Origin of the sequence: Bradyrhizobium sp. Ash2021 (assembly GCF_031202265.1) — a bacterium.
Taxonomy (GTDB): Bacteria; Pseudomonadota; Alphaproteobacteria; order Rhizobiales; family Xanthobacteraceae; genus Bradyrhizobium.
This window is the reverse complement of the sequence record NZ_CP100604.1, coordinates 5,734,439-5,750,792: the sequence shown is the minus strand read 5'-3', so window position 1 is coordinate 5,750,792 and position 16,354 is coordinate 5,734,439. Positions and strand designations below refer to the sequence as shown.

11 protein-coding genes and 1 pseudogene are annotated in these 16,354 nt (G+C 63.5%); 9 read left to right on the top strand and 3 right to left on the bottom strand.

Annotation, left to right across the window (positions count from 1 at the left end):
• Positions 1-19 precede the first annotated feature (19 nt).
• A pseudogene (locus NL528_RS27720) lies at positions 20-1,135 on the top strand (integrase core domain-containing protein); the annotation flags it as partial.
• A 174-nt stretch (positions 1,136-1,309) separates the two neighbouring features.
• Here the strand turns inward: NL528_RS27720 and NL528_RS27715 are convergent.
• Complete coding sequence (locus tag NL528_RS27715) at positions 1,310-2,323, bottom strand: zinc-binding alcohol dehydrogenase family protein (protein WP_309177615.1); 1,014 nt, start codon at positions 2,321-2,323, stop codon at positions 1,310-1,312.
• Positions 2,324-2,457: 134 nt separating this feature from the next.
• On the opposite strand from NL528_RS27715, the gene NL528_RS27710 reads away from it, so the two are divergent.
• The 3 genes from NL528_RS27710 to NL528_RS27700 all read left to right on the top strand — a co-directional run bounded on the left by NL528_RS27710 (position 2,458) and on the right by NL528_RS27700 (position 5,699).
• On the top strand, positions 2,458-2,835 hold the full coding sequence (locus tag NL528_RS27710) for a helix-turn-helix domain-containing protein (RefSeq protein ID WP_309177614.1): 378 nt from the start codon (positions 2,458-2,460) through the stop codon (positions 2,833-2,835).
• A gap of 141 nt (positions 2,836-2,976) precedes the next feature.
• A complete protein-coding gene (locus tag NL528_RS27705; RefSeq protein WP_309177613.1) occupies positions 2,977-4,368 on the top strand; it encodes a DegQ family serine endoprotease in 1,392 nt (463 codons plus the stop codon).
• Positions 4,365-5,699 carry a replication-associated recombination protein A gene (locus NL528_RS27700; protein WP_309177612.1) on the top strand — a complete coding sequence of 445 codons (1,335 nt, stop codon included), beginning with the start codon at positions 4,365-4,367 and terminating at the stop codon, positions 5,697-5,699. The genes NL528_RS27705 and NL528_RS27700 overlap by 4 nt, the downstream gene beginning before the upstream one ends.
• 173 nt (positions 5,700-5,872) lie before the next feature.
• Here NL528_RS27700 and NL528_RS27695 read toward each other — a convergent pair whose 3' ends face one another.
• A complete protein-coding gene (locus NL528_RS27695; protein ID WP_309177611.1) occupies positions 5,873-9,886 on the bottom strand; it encodes a BTAD domain-containing putative transcriptional regulator in 4,014 nt (1,337 codons plus the stop codon).
• A gap of 178 nt (positions 9,887-10,064) precedes the next feature.
• Between NL528_RS27695 and NL528_RS27690 the strand changes: the two genes are divergently transcribed.
• The 4 genes from NL528_RS27690 to NL528_RS27675 all read left to right on the top strand — a co-directional run bounded on the left by NL528_RS27690 (position 10,065) and on the right by NL528_RS27675 (position 14,995).
• Positions 10,065-10,289, top strand: coding sequence for a hypothetical protein (locus NL528_RS27690; protein ID WP_309177610.1), 225 nt, complete (start codon positions 10,065-10,067; stop codon positions 10,287-10,289).
• A gap of 1,021 nt (positions 10,290-11,310) precedes the next feature.
• Entirely contained in the window at positions 11,311-12,189 is an 879-nt protein-coding gene (locus NL528_RS27685; RefSeq protein ID WP_309177609.1) for a sulfite exporter TauE/SafE family protein, read from the top strand.
• A 227-nt stretch (positions 12,190-12,416) separates the two neighbouring features.
• Positions 12,417-13,616 (top strand): RluA family pseudouridine synthase, encoded by a 1,200-nt coding sequence (locus NL528_RS27680; RefSeq protein ID WP_309177608.1) that lies wholly within the window; start codon positions 12,417-12,419, stop codon positions 13,614-13,616.
• Positions 13,617-13,774: 158 nt separating this feature from the next.
• Positions 13,775-14,995 (top strand): amidohydrolase family protein, encoded by a 1,221-nt coding sequence (locus NL528_RS27675; RefSeq protein WP_309177607.1) that lies wholly within the window; start codon positions 13,775-13,777, stop codon positions 14,993-14,995.
• Between the two features lie 20 nt (positions 14,996-15,015).
• On the opposite strand, the gene NL528_RS27670 is transcribed toward NL528_RS27675, so the two are convergent.
• Entirely contained in the window at positions 15,016-15,459 is a 444-nt protein-coding gene (locus NL528_RS27670) for a hypothetical protein (RefSeq protein WP_309185051.1), read from the bottom strand.
• 102 nt (positions 15,460-15,561) lie between these two features.
• Between NL528_RS27670 and NL528_RS27665 the strand changes: the two genes are divergently transcribed.
• Positions 15,562-16,338, top strand: a complete 777-nt coding sequence (locus NL528_RS27665; RefSeq protein WP_309177606.1) for an ATP12 family protein — start codon at positions 15,562-15,564, stop codon at positions 16,336-16,338.
• Positions 16,339-16,354: the final 16 nt, after the last annotated feature.

The following is a 16,354-nucleotide window of genomic DNA, read 5'->3' as shown; positions in this document are numbered from 1 at the left end:
GGCAGGGAGGGCCTTGCCGATGGTTTGGATGGAGACCTGTGCGGTGGACGAGCGGATGCGCTTTGTGATTGCGGCGGAGGAGCACGAGGAGTCGTTTGCGGCGGTATGCCGGCGGTTCGGCGTGAGCCGAAGGGTCGGATACAAGTGGCTTGAGCGTTATCAGGAAGCCGGTGTTGAGGGTCTGTGGGACCGCCCACGTGCGCCGCTGCATCATCCCCAGGCGATTGGCGAGGAGATCGCCGAACGCTGCCTTGCGGTGCGGCGGGCGCATCCGAGTTGGGGACCCCGGAAGGTTCTGGCTTTTCTGGAACGTCGGGCGCCGGCGCTCGAATGGCCTGCGGCGAGCACGATCGGAGCCTTGTTCGACCGCCAGGGATTGACGGTAAAGCGGAAGCTGCGCCGCCGCAGCCCGCCCTCGAGCGCACCGTTTGCGGAATGCACGGCAGCCAACGAGGTGTGGTGCATCGACTTCAAGGGCTGGTTCATGACGGGGGACGGCAAATGCTGCGAACCGCTGACGCTGACCGATGCCCATAGCCGGTATCTGCTGCGCTGCCAGGCGATGACGCGTACCGATACCGCGCACGTCTGGCCGGTCGTGGAGGCCGCCTTCCGCGAGTTCGGCCTGCCGCATCGGCTGCGTTCCGACAACGGTCCGCCCTTTGCGTCGCGCGGTGCCGGCGGGCTTTCGCAACTGTCGGTCAAGGTGATCAAGGCGGGCGTGCTGCCGGAGCGGATTGCGCCCGGCAAACCGCAGCAGAATGGCCGCCACGAGCGGATGCATCTGACGCTGTTGCAGGACACCGCCAGTCCACCGGCGCACAGCCTGCGCGAGCAGCTCAAGCGCTTGCGGAACTTCCAGCGCATCTACAACGAACAGCGTCCGCACGAGTCGCTCGACGATGACACGCCGGCCGATCACTATACCTCCTCGCCGCGCCGCTTCGACGGCGTCTTGCGCGAGCCGGAATACGGTGACTGCGAAGTGCGGCGGGTGCGTCATAACGGCGAGATCAAATGGCAGGGCCAAACGATCTACATCAGCGGGGCCTTGATCGGCGAGCCGGTCGGCCTCTGCGAACACGATGCCGCTGGATGGACGGTCTGCTACGGCCCGATCGTGCTCGGCACGATCGCCCACCGCGACGACCGCCTGCGAAAACCCAAACAGGCCTGTGGACTTGTGGACGATGCAAGAGCATCGCCCACAGGGTCCACAGCCACAAAAACAGCAGACCTGAACGAAACGAGAATTGTGTTACCTATGTCGTCGGGCTGAACTGTTACCTATGTCGTCGGTTGCAGAAGCTCACCACCCCTCCAGCACGATTTTGCCGCGCGATTTTCCCGACTCCAGCAGCGCATGCGCGCGCTTGAGGTTCGCCGCGTTGATCGTGCCAAACGTCTGATCCAGCGTGGTGCGCAGCACGCCCTTGTCGATGAGGTCGGCGACGTCGTTCAGCAGCATGTGCTGGCCGATCATGTCTGCGGTCTGGAACGAGGAGCGCGTGAACATGGATTCCCAGTGGATCGAGACCGCCTTGCCCTTGAAGGCGCTGACATTGAATTCCGGGGGATCGTCGATAAGACCGAACTTGCCCTGCGGCGCGATGAAGTCGGCGATTCCCTTATAGTGCTGGTCGGTGTAGGTGAGGCTGGCGACCAGGCCGACCGGCGGCAGTTTCAGTTTTTCGATTTGCTCCTTCATTGGCTTCGCGTGATCGATCACGGCATGGGCGCCGAGATCGAGGCACCATTTTTGCGATTCCGGACGTGTCGCGGTGGCGACCACGGTTAGCCCTGTGAGGCGGCGCGCGAGCTGGATCAGGATCGAGCCGACGCCGCCGGCGCCGCCGGTGATCAAAAGCGTGCGCGGGTCCACGCTCTTGCCCGGCACGGCGCCGAGGCGGTCGAACAGCAATTCCCAGGCGGTGATCGAGGTCAGCGGCAATGCTGCCGCCTGCGCAAACGACAGCGATTTCGGCTTCTTGCCGACGATGCGCTCGTCGACCAGATGAAACTCCGAATTGGTGCCCTGGCGCTGGATCGATCCGGCATAAAACACTTCGTCGCCCGGCTTGAAGAGGCTGACGTCGGGGCCGACGGCATCGACGATCCCGGCGGCGTCATAGCCCAAAATCTTGGTCTCGCCCTCCGGCGGTGCTGCGCGCTTGCGGACCTTGTAGTCGACCGGGTTGGCCGAGATCGCTTTCACGGCGACGCGGATGTCGCGGCCCTTCGGCTCCGGTTTGGCGGTCTCGAAATCGATCAGTGCATCCGCTGCATCGATCGGCAGCGATTTTTTGTATCCGACGGCCTTCATGCCCTGTCTCCATCTGCTGGCGCCTGAAAAGCGCTCTCCGGCTAATTGTCGCGCTGGCGTCAAAATGGCAAGTACTGTAAATTCAGGGATATAGTCCCTATTTGGATACTATTGGAAAACACCCGGAAAATCGCATGAAACGGCGGAATTTTGCCCATCGGCCCGGCTGCGCGGTGGAAGCAACGCTCGACCTGATCGATGGCAAGTGGATGGGCGTCATCCTGTTCCACCTGCAGGCCGGCACCCAGCGCTTTGGGGAGTTGCGGCGGCGGATGCCCGGTATTACCCAGCGCATGCTGACAAAGCAGCTCCGCGCGCTGGAGGACGACGATCTCGTGATCCGCAAGGTCTATGCCGAGGTACCGCCGCGGGTCGAATATACCCTGTCCGAGATCGGCGAGAGCCTGCGGCCGGTGATCGATACGTTGAAGGCCTGGGGCGAAGGCCATCAGGAAAGGCTATCCTGTGCGCCGGTGCCGGCAACCATCAAAGCGCCCGATCGCGCGGCGTAGAGCATGATCCGGAAAAGTGGGCACCGGTTTTCCGAAAAGATCATGCTCAAACAAAGGTAACGGTTTCGCGTCCCGGTTTCTCTTCTCTCGCTGTTGGCTGGCACCTATATCAAAGGCCACGAATTTCAGGATTTTCGCAAGATGTTGATACGCTCTTTGGCTGTGCTGCTGGTTTCCGCCGTGGTCGCAACCCCGGCGCTGGCGCAGGATCGCCGTGTGCCGTCCTCGCCCGCGGAACTGCGAATGTCCTACGCGCCGATCGTGCAGCGCGTGCAGCCCGCGGTGGTCAACGTCTATGCCGCCAAGACCGTGCAGAACCGCAACCCGCTGCTGGACGATCCGATCTTCCGCCGCTTCTTCGGCGTACCCGGCCAGCAGCCGGAACAGATGCAGCGTTCGCTGGGTTCGGGCGTGATGGTCGACGCGTCCGGTCTGGTCGTCACCAACAACCACGTCATTGAAGGCGCGGACCAGGTCAAGGTCTCGCTCGCCGACAAGCGGGAATACGAGGCCGAGATCGTGCTCAAGGACAGCCGCACTGATTTGGCGGTGCTGCGCCTGAAGGACACCAAGGAGAAGTTTCCGACCCTCGACTTCGCCAACTCGGATGAATTGCTGGTCGGCGACGTCGTGCTCGCAATCGGCAATCCCTTCGGTGTCGGCCAGACCGTGACGCACGGCATCATCTCGGCGCTGGCGCGCACCCAGGTCGGCATCACCGACTATCAGTTCTTCATCCAGACCGATGCTGCGATCAATCCCGGCAATTCCGGCGGCGCGCTGGTCGACATGACCGGCAAGCTCGCCGGCATCAACACCGCGATCTATTCGCGCTCCGGCGGCTCGCAGGGCATCGGCTTTGCGATCCCCGCCAACATGGTGCGCGTGGTCGTGGCGTCCGCCAAGAGCGGCGGCAAGGCGGTGAAGCGCCCGTGGCTTGGCGCGCGGCTGCAGGCGGTGACGCCTGAAATCGCCGAGACCCTGGGGCTGAAGCTGCCGAATGGCGCGCTGGTCGCCAATGTCGCGCCGAACAGCCCGGCGTCGCGGGCCGGGCTGAAATTGTCGGATCTGATTGTCGCGATCGACGGCCAGGCGATCGACGATCCCAACGCATTCGACTATCGCTTCGCCACCCGGCCGCTCGGCGGCTCGGCACAGATCGACGTGCAGCGCGGCAGCAAGACCGTCAAGCTGACGGTGGCGCTGGAGACCGCGCCCGACACCAACCGCGATGAAATCGTGCTGACCGCGCGTTCGCCGTTCCAGGGGGCCAAGGTCGCCAACATCTCGCCTGCGGTGGCCGACGAACTGCATCTGGATGGGTCGACCGAAGGCGTCGTGGTGACCGATCTCGCCGACGATGGAACGGCCGCCAATGTCGGCTTCCAGAAGGGCGACATTATCCTGGCGGTGAACAATGAGAAGATCGCCAAAACCAGCGACCTCGACAAGGCTTCGAAGACGTCAGCGAGAGTCTGGCGCATCGTCCTGGTGCGCGGCGGGCAGCAGATCAACGTGACGCTGGGCGGATGAGCCCGAAGCAACCGCGCGAGGCTACCAACCTCTTTGCCGCGGCAGGGATGGAGCAGGACGCCCCGCGTCCGCTGCCCGACCGGTTGCGCCCGCAGGCGCTGGCCGATGTCGTCGGCCAGGATCACATCCTCGGTCCCGACGGCGCGCTGACGCGGATGCTGGAAACGCGCACGCTGGGCTCATTGGTGTTCTGGGGACCGCCCGGCACCGGCAAAACCACGGTGGCGCGGTTGTTGGCGGACGCGACGGAACTACATTTCGAGCAGATTTCGGCGGTGTTTTCCGGCGTGGCCGACCTGAAAAAGGTGTTCGACGCTGCGCGCGCGCGCCGCGAGATGGGCAGGGGCACGCTGCTGTTCGTCGACGAGGTGCACAGATTCAACCGCGCGCAGCAGGATTCTTTTTTGCCTGTGATGGAAGACGGCACCGTGGTGCTGGTCGGCGCCACCACCGAAAATCCGTCGTTCGAGCTCAACGCGGCGTTGTTGTCGCGGGCGCGCGTGCTGGTGTTTCATTCGCTCGATCCCGCCGCGGTCGAAAAACTTTACGCCCATGCCGAGAAGGTCGAGGCACGGAAACTGCCGCTCGATGCCGAGGCGCGCGCCGTGCTGGTGCGGATGGCCGATGGCGACGGCCGTGCTGCGCTAACGCTTGCCGAAGAAGTCTGGCGCGCCGCGCGCAAGGACGAGGTCTTCAACGCCGAACAGTTGCAGGACATCCTGCAGCGCCGCGCGCCGATCTACGACAAATCGGCCGATGGCCATTACAACCTGATCTCGGCGCTGCATAAATCCGTGCGCGGCTCCGATCCGGATGCGGCGCTGTATTATCTGGCGCGCATGATGGATGCCGGCGAGGATCCGCTGTTCCTGGCGCGGCGCGTGGTGCGGATGGCGGTCGAGGATATCGGCCTCGCCGATCCGCAGGCGCTGGTGATCTGCAACGCCGCCAAGGACGCCTATGATTTTCTGGGCCACCCGGAAGGCGAACTCGCGATCGCGCAGGCCGTGATCTATCTCGCCACCGCGCCGAAATCGAACGCCGCCTACATGGCATTCGGTGCCGCGATGCGCGCGGCGAAGGAGGGCGGTTCGCTGCTGCCGCCAAAGCATATCCTCAATTCGCCGACCAAGCTGATGAAGTCGGAAGGCTATGGCGGCGGCTACGAATACGACCACGACGCGCCGGACGCGTTTTCCGGCCAGGAGTATTTCCCGGACGCGCTGGGCCATCAGACCTTCTACGACCCGCCCGACCGCGGCTTTGAGCGCGAGATCCGCCGGCGGCTGGATTACTGGGCGAAGCTGCGGCGGGAGCGGGGGCCGAAATAGCGGCCCAACGGTCCTCCATCGCAGCGGCGCTTGCGACACCAGGGCGGGGACTCGTGGACACGCAGCCAGTGGCGGACTGATGCGAGCCTGATGAAGGCCGGAGTGCCGGCCGCGAGTTTTGTCATATTGGTTCGTGACAAGGGTGAGCTGCTTCAAAAGCCGCGTTGCGACGACTACAGCCGATGAAGCTCCGCCTCTGCCTGCTCCAGCCAGAACGGCATGTCGATGTCGCGGTACATCGTCGTCGCGGTGGCGAGGTGGTCGCGGGCCTGATCCCGTTTGCTCGTGCGCAGGTAGATCTTGCCGAGACCGAGGTGGCAGTAGGCGATGAGGGGGCGCATCCCGAGCCCCTCGGCGACGGCCAGCGCCTGGCGAAAATGAGTCTCGCCGCGCTCGGCATCGAACTGATCGGGGTGGGCAGCGATATCGCCGAGCAGGTGCAACGCATGGGCCGCGAAGCCTGGTTGAGACGAACAGAATTCGAGCGCGCGGTCGCCGAGACGTCTCGCCTCGTCGCGCCGGCCGAGCCGCAGACAAGCGCGCCCCAGCGCGCAATAGAACCAGGCGATATTCGCGATGATACGGCCCGCCGCCAGACGCTCGAGCAGCGGCTCGCTTTCCGTGAGCCGGTTCAGCGCCTCGCTGGTCTCGCCGAGTTCCGCCAGAGGCCAGGCCGAGGAGGCAATCCCCCAGGGAAGGTGGAAAAGGAAGTTTCCGGTGCGGGCCAGCGCGACCCAGCGCTCGATCCGTGAGCGCGCCTGGGCCCAGTCGCCCTTGAGGAGATGGAGCGCGCTCGCGGCGAACAGCGCCATGCTGATGGTAAATGCATGCTGGGTCGGTTCGGCGATGCTGATCGCCTCGGCTTCGTACTTGGCCGCTTCGGCGAATCGGCCCATCTCGGCGAGGCTCATGATCAGACAACCCCGATCCCAGACCGATGGAGGTCCGCCAAGTCCGAAAGTTTCGTGCACCCAATCAGCAGGCAACGCGGCGAGGTTGCCGGTGGCCAGTTCAATCACCCGCTCATACTCACCCCGGGCGTAATGTACCTGCACCAGAAGGCTCGTGGTGACGATGCGAAGTCGCAAGTCATTGAGACGCCCGGCCGCCTCCAACGCGCGGGTACCGGCCGCGAGTGCCTCGCTCAACTCGCCGCGTAACGAGTGGGCGACCGTCGTGAATGCATAGACCCGGCCGCGCCGGCGGTCGTCATTCAGCCGCTCGGCCAGCGCCTCGGCCTCGCGCAGGCACTCCAACAGCCGCGGGCCTCTACCGAGTTCGAGCAGCACCGGACGCAGCTCGAGACGGAGATCGAAGCCTTGCTCCAGCGTGGACTGACTCTCCGGCTGCGTCTCGAGCAGATGCAGCGCCTGCTCGAAGAAGGTGACAGCCTCGCGGCCGGCCGACCGCGCGCTTGCAAGCTGACCCGCCTTGCGCCAATAGCCGATCGCCTCGCTCGCAAGCTTGGCCTCGGTGAAATGGTGCGCGACGAGTTCGGGCAGGCGTTCGACCGTCGCCGGGAACCGCCCGACCAGCACGTTGGCGATGCCCGCATGCAACTGCCGCCGCCGGCTCTTGAGCATCGTTGCGTAGGCGGCATCCTGAACCAGCGCGTGCTTGAACGCGTAGGTCGCCTCCGGCGGCGCTCCCCGCCGGGAGATGAGGCCGGAGGCCGTCAGCCGCTCAAGCGCTGCGTCGAGGTCGGCCGGGGCGGAGGGCGACACCGCGCCAATCAGCTCATGGGAGAACTCCCGTCCGATCGCGGCGCCGATCTGCGCCACATCCTTCACCGAGGCAAGCCGGTCGAGGCGCGCCACCAGCGAGGCCTGCAGCGACGTCGGAATGGCGAGCGGCGGCAGCGGTCCGTCGAGCACGTAGCTGTCCGTCGTCTCACGCAACAGCCCGCTCTCGAGCAGCGTACTGGTCAGCTCCTCGATGAACAGCGGCACGCCATCTGTGTGCGCAAGGACCTGATCGACGACTGCGTCTGGCAGCGCCTTGTCCCTGGTGATGCCGGCAATGATGGCGGCGCTGTCGCGACGGCCGAGGCGGCTCAAGGGCAGCATCGTCACATGCGGCTGGCCGACCCACGTTGGCTGGAGCTCCGGCCGGACCGTCACGACCAGCAGCACCAGCAGGCTCGCGGCGCGAGCAACCATTCGATCGAGCAAATCCTGTGACGTCGGATCAATCCAATGGACGACCTCGAACACGATCAGGACCGGGCTCTGCGCCGCCACACCCTCGAGCTGGTCGAGAATTGCCGTGAGCGTCATCTCTCGCTTCTGCTGGGGGCTGACCGCCAGCGCCGGGTATCGCCCGTTCGTGGGTACCGCCAATAGCTCGGCGATGAGCGCCACGTCGCATGGTAGATTTTTCGCCGTCGGCCCGAGCAGGGCTTCCAGTCTGTCGAGCTTCGCTCCGGCGCTGCTCTCCGGTTCGAATCCCGCGGCCTGCTCGAGCTGCGCAATGAACGGGTAGAGCGGACTGCGCGTATGGTGCGGAGAGCAAGAATAGCGAAGACAAGCTCGCTGCTCGTCCCTGAGCTTGGCCAGCAGGCTTTCAGCGATGCGCGACTTGCCGATGCCGGGCTCGCCGGAGAGCAGCACGACCCGCCCCTCGCCGAGCTTGGCCTGATCCCAACGGCGGAGCAGCAGCTCGATCTCCTCGCGCCGACCAACGAGTGCTGAATGCGCGCTCGCGCGACGCGCCTCGAAGCGGCTGACGCCAGCCGTCTCGCCAAGCACCTGCCACGCTTCGACCGGCTGCGAGAGTCCCTTCACCTCGATGGCACTGAGTGCGCGGCAGTCGAACATCCGCCCTACCAGCCGCTGCGTGCCGCTCGCAATAACGACCTCGCCTGGCAGTGCCACGGCCTGAAGCCGCGCCGCCAGGTTTGGCGTTCCGCCGATTGCAACGCGCTGCCCGGTATCGCTCGCCCCCAACTGCTCGCCAACGACAACCAGCCCCGTGGCGATGCCGACGCTCGCCTGAAGAGGCGTGCTGGAAGGTGCTTCCAGCGTTCGGACCGCATCGAGAATGGCAAGGCCGGCGCGCACAGCCTGTTCTGTGTCATGCTCATCAGCCGTCGGGTAGCCAAAATAGACGAGCACGCCGTCGCCCAGATACTGGGCGACAAATCCATCGAATCGCGACGCCACATCTTCGATCATCTTGTGGAAAGAGGTGATCAGATCACGCATATGTTCGGGGTCAAGACGGGTCGAAAGAGCCATCGAATCGACGATGTTACAGGCCATGATCGTGAGCTGTCGTCGCTCAGAACCGACCGCCGCAGACGCTGTTGCATCGCTCCGCGCTGCGGGGGTCTGGGTGTTTGCCTCGCCCCTCATATTGGCAATGGGTAGCACCGCAACCGACCCTCGGTCGGGTTGTGGCAGCGCGAGCTTGACAGCGGGCGATCCACTCGGCGGCTGCGTGGTGCGAAGCTTGGCGGCGAGTGACCTGGTTGCCGCATCGGGCTCCGTGTTCAGCTCGCGCTTGAGCAGCACAGCGAGGCCCTGGTAGTGCTTGAGCGCTTCGGCCTTGCGTCCGGTGGCGGCCAGCGCCTGTACGATCAAGCGATGGGCGTCCTCGCGCAGGTTGTTGAGCGCGACGGCACGCTGGCCGGCTTTCAGCGCGTGTTCGGCGCGGCCGGCGGCCAACTCCTGCTCACCGAGCCCCACCATGGCGCCGAGAGCGAGCTCAAACAACCTCTCGCGTTCACCCGTGACCCATTCGTTCCAGCTCTCTTCGCTGACGGTAACGTCGTCGATCAGTCGGCCCCGGTAGAGGTCCGTTGCTGCACTCAACGCATCGCGAGTGCCCTCACGGACCAGGGCCTCGAACCGGCTGACATCGCATAGAACGGCCGCCGCATTGAGCGATACAACCTCGCCGTCGCTCTCCAGAGCGTCCTCGCCGAGCACTTTGCGCAGCCGGAACAGGGCCTGGCGCAGGTTCTGCTTGGCCTGGGCGTCGAAGTGGGAGCCCCACAACAGCGCCGACAACCTTTCACGCGGCTGCGGCTGCGGCGCGGTGCAGGCGAGATAGGCCAGCAAGCCCGCAAGCTTTTTGCTCGGCAGGTCGACAACGCCATCCGGCCCGGTCAGCTCGAAGCCTCCCAGCAACGACAGACCAAACTTCGGGGACGGCGCGCCGTCCATTGGCGCGCGCGGGATTTGCAAGATGAAGCCCTTCCTGGAAACTCATTCGAACGACCTAATATGCCTTATCACGACGCTCCGAGCAAAAGTAACGCTTCTGTAACGCCTGACTGACGCCGGCGACGACTTCGACAGGCTCCAATTGGTGTCACGCAACGATGTGCCGGGACATCCCGGTCGCAAAAATCGGAGTACCACCATGCGCGCCTGTACACAGCTTGAATCAGGCGACGATCATCTGCGCCTCGGTGCGATCTTCAGCCTGCCTGCCACGTGGTGGCAGCGAGCCTGTTTCAGGGCAGAGTTGCGCGCGGATCTCGAAGACAAGCCCGATTTTCTCCGCGATATCGGCATCGGCTTGCACGAAGCGAAAGCCGAAGCGTCGCGGTTTTTCTGGCAACCTTTGCTACTGAAGCACCCATAGTCCAAGATCGCAATCCGATTGCTGCGGCGGACGTGGGCTCGACCAAGAGCGTGAGTATCGATGTCTCCGAGATGCACCATAAGATCAAAAATCTTCCGGTGGAGCATTTCCACGACATTTTGCTTGCCAGATTCGCACGGTGCCAACCTTCCAAAAAGCCAATCCTGCATTTTTTCCGAGCCTTGCCAGCAAAATTGACGGTCGTGTGACGCCCGACTAACGCCGGCAAAGACGGTGGCAGGCTTCAGTTGCTGTCACGCGAGCGACGTGCCGGGTGCCAGTCGGGCTTCGGTCCATTGCCATCGCGCACTACCAATCCTGGAGGTTACATGCGAGCCCCTGCAACTGCCGCCATCGCAAGCGTCTTCGCCCGCGTATTTCCTGCATCATCACGTCAAACAGAGGTCCTCAAGCAGTTTGCGCTGCTTTGCGCGGCGGGCCTGTTGGTATCAGTGCTGTGGATGACTTATGGGCTGGATCTCAGTGCCGGGTTCTTCTGAGCCGATCAGCCCCTAGAGGCCGTCTATTACAAATTTTCTGCTGACAACAGCATCGAATTATCAATTTTGCATTGGTGTTCCGAAAATGAGAAACGCTTCGTGCCCTTCGGCTGGACTGACGCCTCTCGCTTCCGATTTTCACGTCGAAAAGCAAGGGCGAAACATTTTCACACTTATCGCATCGGCGCTGCACGCCTCGCGACACCGACAGGCGCGTCGAATCCTGCGCCAATATGGTCATTTGATCGCGGACGCCCAAGTGCGCATCAGTCACGAATTGAGCCAGAACTCCGGAGATCGGAAACCGCCGGTTACTGGCAGGTCGGATCAAGATAAGAGGGCTGTCAGGCCTTCCTCAAGTGAGATGCGTTGGCTTGTTGCCGTGGCAGTCGCATTTCTTCTGATTCACATCGCCGCGGGAATCTGGCTGCGTCCTTCCGCGAACGAGGCCACAACCTCCCCACGTGAGGCAATATCCTCATCCTCGTTGTACGACTAGCAAACCACGAAAATCCAACCGCTTGCGCAATGGCGCGCGCCATTGCGTTTCATCAATTCGATTTCACCACCAGTCCAGTTCATCCGTTGCAGTTCATTGCGCTGCGATTGAATCCAAATTCAAGCGGGCAGAAAACCTCATGCTATGGGATGTTCTTCATACTTCTCCAGGGCCGATTCTGGCCCTCCTGGCCCTATTCCTGGTGGTCGCAGGTCTGATGAAAGGCATCATCGGCGTCGGGATGCCGATCGTAGCCCTTCCACTGCTCGCAATGCTGATCGACGTGCGTGCAGCTGTCATGCTTTTGTCTGTGCCGCTGATCCTGAGCAACATACCTCAGGCCCTTGAGGGCGGAGAAACGGTTGAATGTTTCATGCGCCTTATTCCCGTTCTGCTTGGAATGATGCCAGGCATTCTTGTCGGCGTGATTGTCCTTATGGACGGCGATCCCGCGGTCACAAAAATGATCGCTGGGTCTGTGATCGTCCTGGGGGCGGGGCTTGCGTTGGTTGCACCAAGATTTCGGTTGCGAGAAAGTCTTAAAACTCCTGTTGGTGTAGCCGCAGGTTTTGCAGGCGGCGCGCTTGGCGGTATGGCCGCAATGCCCGGGCCGCTGGTATTTACGTATCTGGTGGCGAAGGGCTTGCGTGGCAAGGAGTTCACCAAGGAAGCGTCGCTCTTCCTTGTCCTTTCGTCCGCGCTGCTGGCGATATTCCTGTCGTCGAGCCGCAGGTTCAGTTGGATCGACTTGGTGATTTCAACTAGCGCCTTGATCCCCGTGGGAATCGGAATGTATCTTGGACAAGGGCTTCGCGATGTGATCCCGGCGGATTTCTTCAAGAGAGCCGTTTTGGTCGTAGTGTTGTTGTCTGGCCTTGGGCTAGCACTCCTCTCAAATTGAACCATGAGCGGGAGACCGCCTTAGGCTCTGCTGCGCCGATGCCGAACCCGCCATCGAACGCCGCCGGCGCGGTCCAGGCCAATTTCGCCGGTGCGATCCGGAATCCCGCATTTTTCTCGGCTTTTGGCCCAACATGGCCGATCCCGAGGCGAATTTGCCCTGATTTCACCGTGACGATTCGCGGCATTTGCGCTACCCAACGGCTTAACTCCGGAGCCAGCGCCATCATGAGCCGTCGCGTCAAAAAGCCTCTCCGCCCGGCGGGCGATCGCCCCAAGGGCGCGCGGCCCTATCGGGGCTCGCAGGCCGAGCGGGCGCCGGCGCATCGCGCGGGCGGCAAGCCACCGGCGCGCTTTGCGGCCTCCGCGCCGCGTGCGCCGAAACCCTTCGTGCCCGAGCCTGAAAAAGTCGTCGCCGAGGCGCCGCCGCTGCCGACCAAGGTGCAGACCGTTGTGGTGACAGCGGACGAGACCAACATGCGCGTCGACCGCTTTCTCGAGGCGCGTTTCCCCGGCCTGTCGTTTTCCCACATCCAGCGTATTGTTCGCAAAGGCGAGCTGCGCGTCAACGGCAAGCGCGCCGACAGCAAGGACCGGCTGGAGGAGGGGCAGAGTGTTCGGATTCCGCCGCTGAAGCTCGATGCGCCGAAGGCCGCGCCCGGCAGCCTGTCCGAAGCCGCGCAAAAAACGCTGCAGGCGCTCAAAGACATGATCCTGTTCGAGGACGCCGATGTCATGGTGCTGAACAAGCCGCAGGGGCTGGCGGTGCAAGGCGGCTCCGGCATCACGCGCAATATCGACGACATGCTGGAAGTAATGCGCGACGCCAAGGGCCAGAAGCCGCGGCTGGTGCACCGGCTCGACAAGGAAACCGCGGGCTGCCTCTTGATCGCGAAAACGCGGTTTGCCGCGACCGCGTTGACCGGCTCGTTCCGTCATCGCTCCGCGCGAAAAATCTACTGGGCGCTGGTCGCGGGGGTGCCGAAGCCGAAGCAAGGCCGCATCTCGACCTATCTCGCCAAGGAAGAGAGCGAGGACGACACCATCATGCGGATCGCCAAGCATGGCGACGAGGGCGCGAGCCACGCCGTGACCTATTACGCGGTCGTCGAGACATCGGCGACCAAGCTCGCCTGGGTGTCGCTGAAGCCGGTCACCGGACGGACCCATCAATTGCGCGCGCATATGGCGCATATCGATCACGCCATCGTCGGCGATCCCAAATATTTCAACAAGGAAAACTGGCAACTGCCGGGCGGCATTTCGAACCGCCTGCATCTCTTGGCGCGCCGGATCGTGATCCCGCATCCGCGCGGCGGCGTGATCGATGCCAGCGCGCCACTGCCGCCGCATATGCTGCAGTCCTGGAACCTGCTCGGACTCGAGGCCGAACGGTTCGATCCGATCGAGAACGCGCCGGAGGAATGACGGTGCATCACGGCGTCAACGCGCCGTGATCCGATATCGTTCGAGACGGAGCAAGAACTGTCAAGGCGAGGCCGCTCCAATCGGCTATCGTTCGGTCCGAACTGCTCCTTTCCTCAATGCTTCGAGCGAGCATCATGCAACATTCAGGGATTTCAGGCTTGATCGGGAATCTGCGCCATGCCGCGCGGTTCCTTTTCCTCCTCGGTGCGGCGGCTTCTTTTGGTGTCGCGGCAAACGCGCAGAACCTCGTTCTCGCGGGCGGCAGCGTCTATAACTCGCCGGATGCTGCCCCGCTCGCGGATGCCGTCGTGGTGACGTCCAACGGCGTCATCACCGCGATCGGCAGCCGCAGTGAGGTGGAAATCCCGAAAGACGCGCAGACCATCGATTGCACGGGAAAGACCGTCGTCGCCGGCTTCTGGAACAGCCACGTCCATTTCACACAGGCCGCATGGCGAAACGCGGCCAGCGCGCCGGTGGCGCCGCTGGAAGAGCACATGCGGGAGATGCTGACCAAATGGGGGTTCACCACCGTGTGGGACCTTGGCTCCGACCCGGACGATTCCCTGCCGCTGCGCCGCCGCATCAACGCGGGTGAAGTCGCGGGTCCCAACATCCGTTTTGCCGGCAACATCTTCCCCAAGGGCGGCCATCCCGTCTATCTGCCTGCCGAAATCCGGCTCCCCGAAGCCGCGACACCCGAGGAAGCCACGCAGATGGCGCGCGGCTTCATGGCAATGGGGATGGACGGTGTGAAGCTGTTCACCGGCGTCTATATGGGCGACAAGCCCGTGGTGAACATGGATGTCGCGATCGCCAGGGCGGCGGTCGATATGGCGCATGCACAAGGCAAGCCGGTGTTCGCCCATCCGCAAAACCGAACCGGACTGGAGACGGTGATTGCAGCAGACGTCGATGTGCTCGCCCACATCGTGCCCGGTGAACGCTACAGCCCCGAGCAACTTGCCCGGTTCAAATCGCAGGGCACCGCGTTGATTCCGACGCTGTCGCTGTTTTCCAGAACGCTCGGCGGTCCGTCGGTGGCTGCCCGGCTGGTCGGGTCCGGCGTCGACCAGCTCAAGGCATTTTCCGACAATGGCGGCGCCGTTCTGTTCGGAACCGACGTCGGCTTCACCGAAATGTATGACACCTCGCTCGAATATGAACTGATGCACCGCGCGCTCTCGGAAAGTCAGGTGCTTGCGTCGCTGACGACGAACCCGGCGCGCTACTTCAAGGCCGCGAACAAGGGCAAGGTCGAGCAGGGATTTGACGCCGATCTCGTGGTGCTCGATGGCGATCCCATCGCCGATGTCGGCAATCTCGCCAAGGTCGCCTACACCATCCGCGCGGGCCATATCATCTATCAGAAGCCGTGAAGCGGAATTGGCCGATCGCTCTACTGCCTGAACTGCGCGAGAAACATCCGCAACGAATCATGCGGGCTCTCGACGTCTGCAATCACCCAGCCGTCGGGGCCGTTGACGACGATGAAGTTCAGCGTGACGGCGCGGCCGTGATTGTCGAAGGCGACGGCAACATAAGTCTTGTCGAATTGCCGGCGCAGGATTGAAATCGAGATCGGGCCGAGTTGCCAGGTCGGGCTCTGCACCAGGAAATCGTAAGGCGCGTCCCGCGGCGCGCTCCACGCGGCGCGCAAGCCCTGGTCGAAGAACTGCCGCGCCGTTTCCGCGTCGCGCGGCAATCCCTTTGAAAGCTCGGATGCGCCATTGCCGTAATAGGCATAGACATTCCGGATCAGGGATTCCGGCGAGCGGAACCCGGCCTGCGCCGGCGCGAGGCCAGCCAGCAGAACCGTGATTGCAGCGAAAATCCGCGCCATTCCGATCAGCTTTATTTGCATCCCGCCCAAACCTATCTATTTCAAGCCTATCTTCTTTACGCCAACCGCTGTCCACCTCGCTCAAAAACGCTATAAGGCCCCATGCGCGAATTATTCGATGAAGTGGCGGGAAAATCCCCGCTCGATCCGCAGGAGGCTGTGCGCCGCACGACGCGTGGGCCGCAGCGCAAGCGCGTTTATACCTCGGCCGGCGTGGCCGAGGCTGATGGCGGCTTTGCGGTCACGCTCGATGGCAAGCCGATCCGCACGCCGTCCGGCCGCCAGGTGGTGGCGCCCACGCGCGAGATTGCGGAGGCGATCGCAGCCGAATGGAATGCGCAAGGCGAGATGATCAATCCCTTGACCATGCCGCTGACGCGCTTTGCCAACAGCGTCGTCGAGGCGGTAGCCGATCGGGTCGACGCGGTTGCGGACGATGTTGCAAAATATCTCGGCACCGATCTGCTGTTCTATCGCGCCGGCCATCCCGAGGCGCTGGTCGCCAAGGAAGCCGCGCATTGGGACCCGATCCTGTTTTGGGCGGCCGATACGCTGGGCGCGCATTTCATCCTCGCCGAAGGCATCGTGCATGTCGCCCAGCCGGAGACGGCGGTGGCGGCGGCGCGGGGGGCTTTCCCTGACGACCCCTGGTCGATCTCGGCGCTGCATGTGGTGACCACCCTGACCGGCTCGGCGCTGCTGGCGCTGGCGCTGGCGCATGGCGTGCGCGACGCCGAACAGGTCTGGGCCGCCGCCCATGTCGATGAGGACTGGAACATCGAGAAATGGGGCATGGACGAGGAGGTGGCGGCCCGCCGGGCCGCCCGTCTGGTCGATTTTCAGGCCGCGGTCCGCATCCTGACTGCCCTGAAGCCCTGAACCCCGGGCGCAAGAA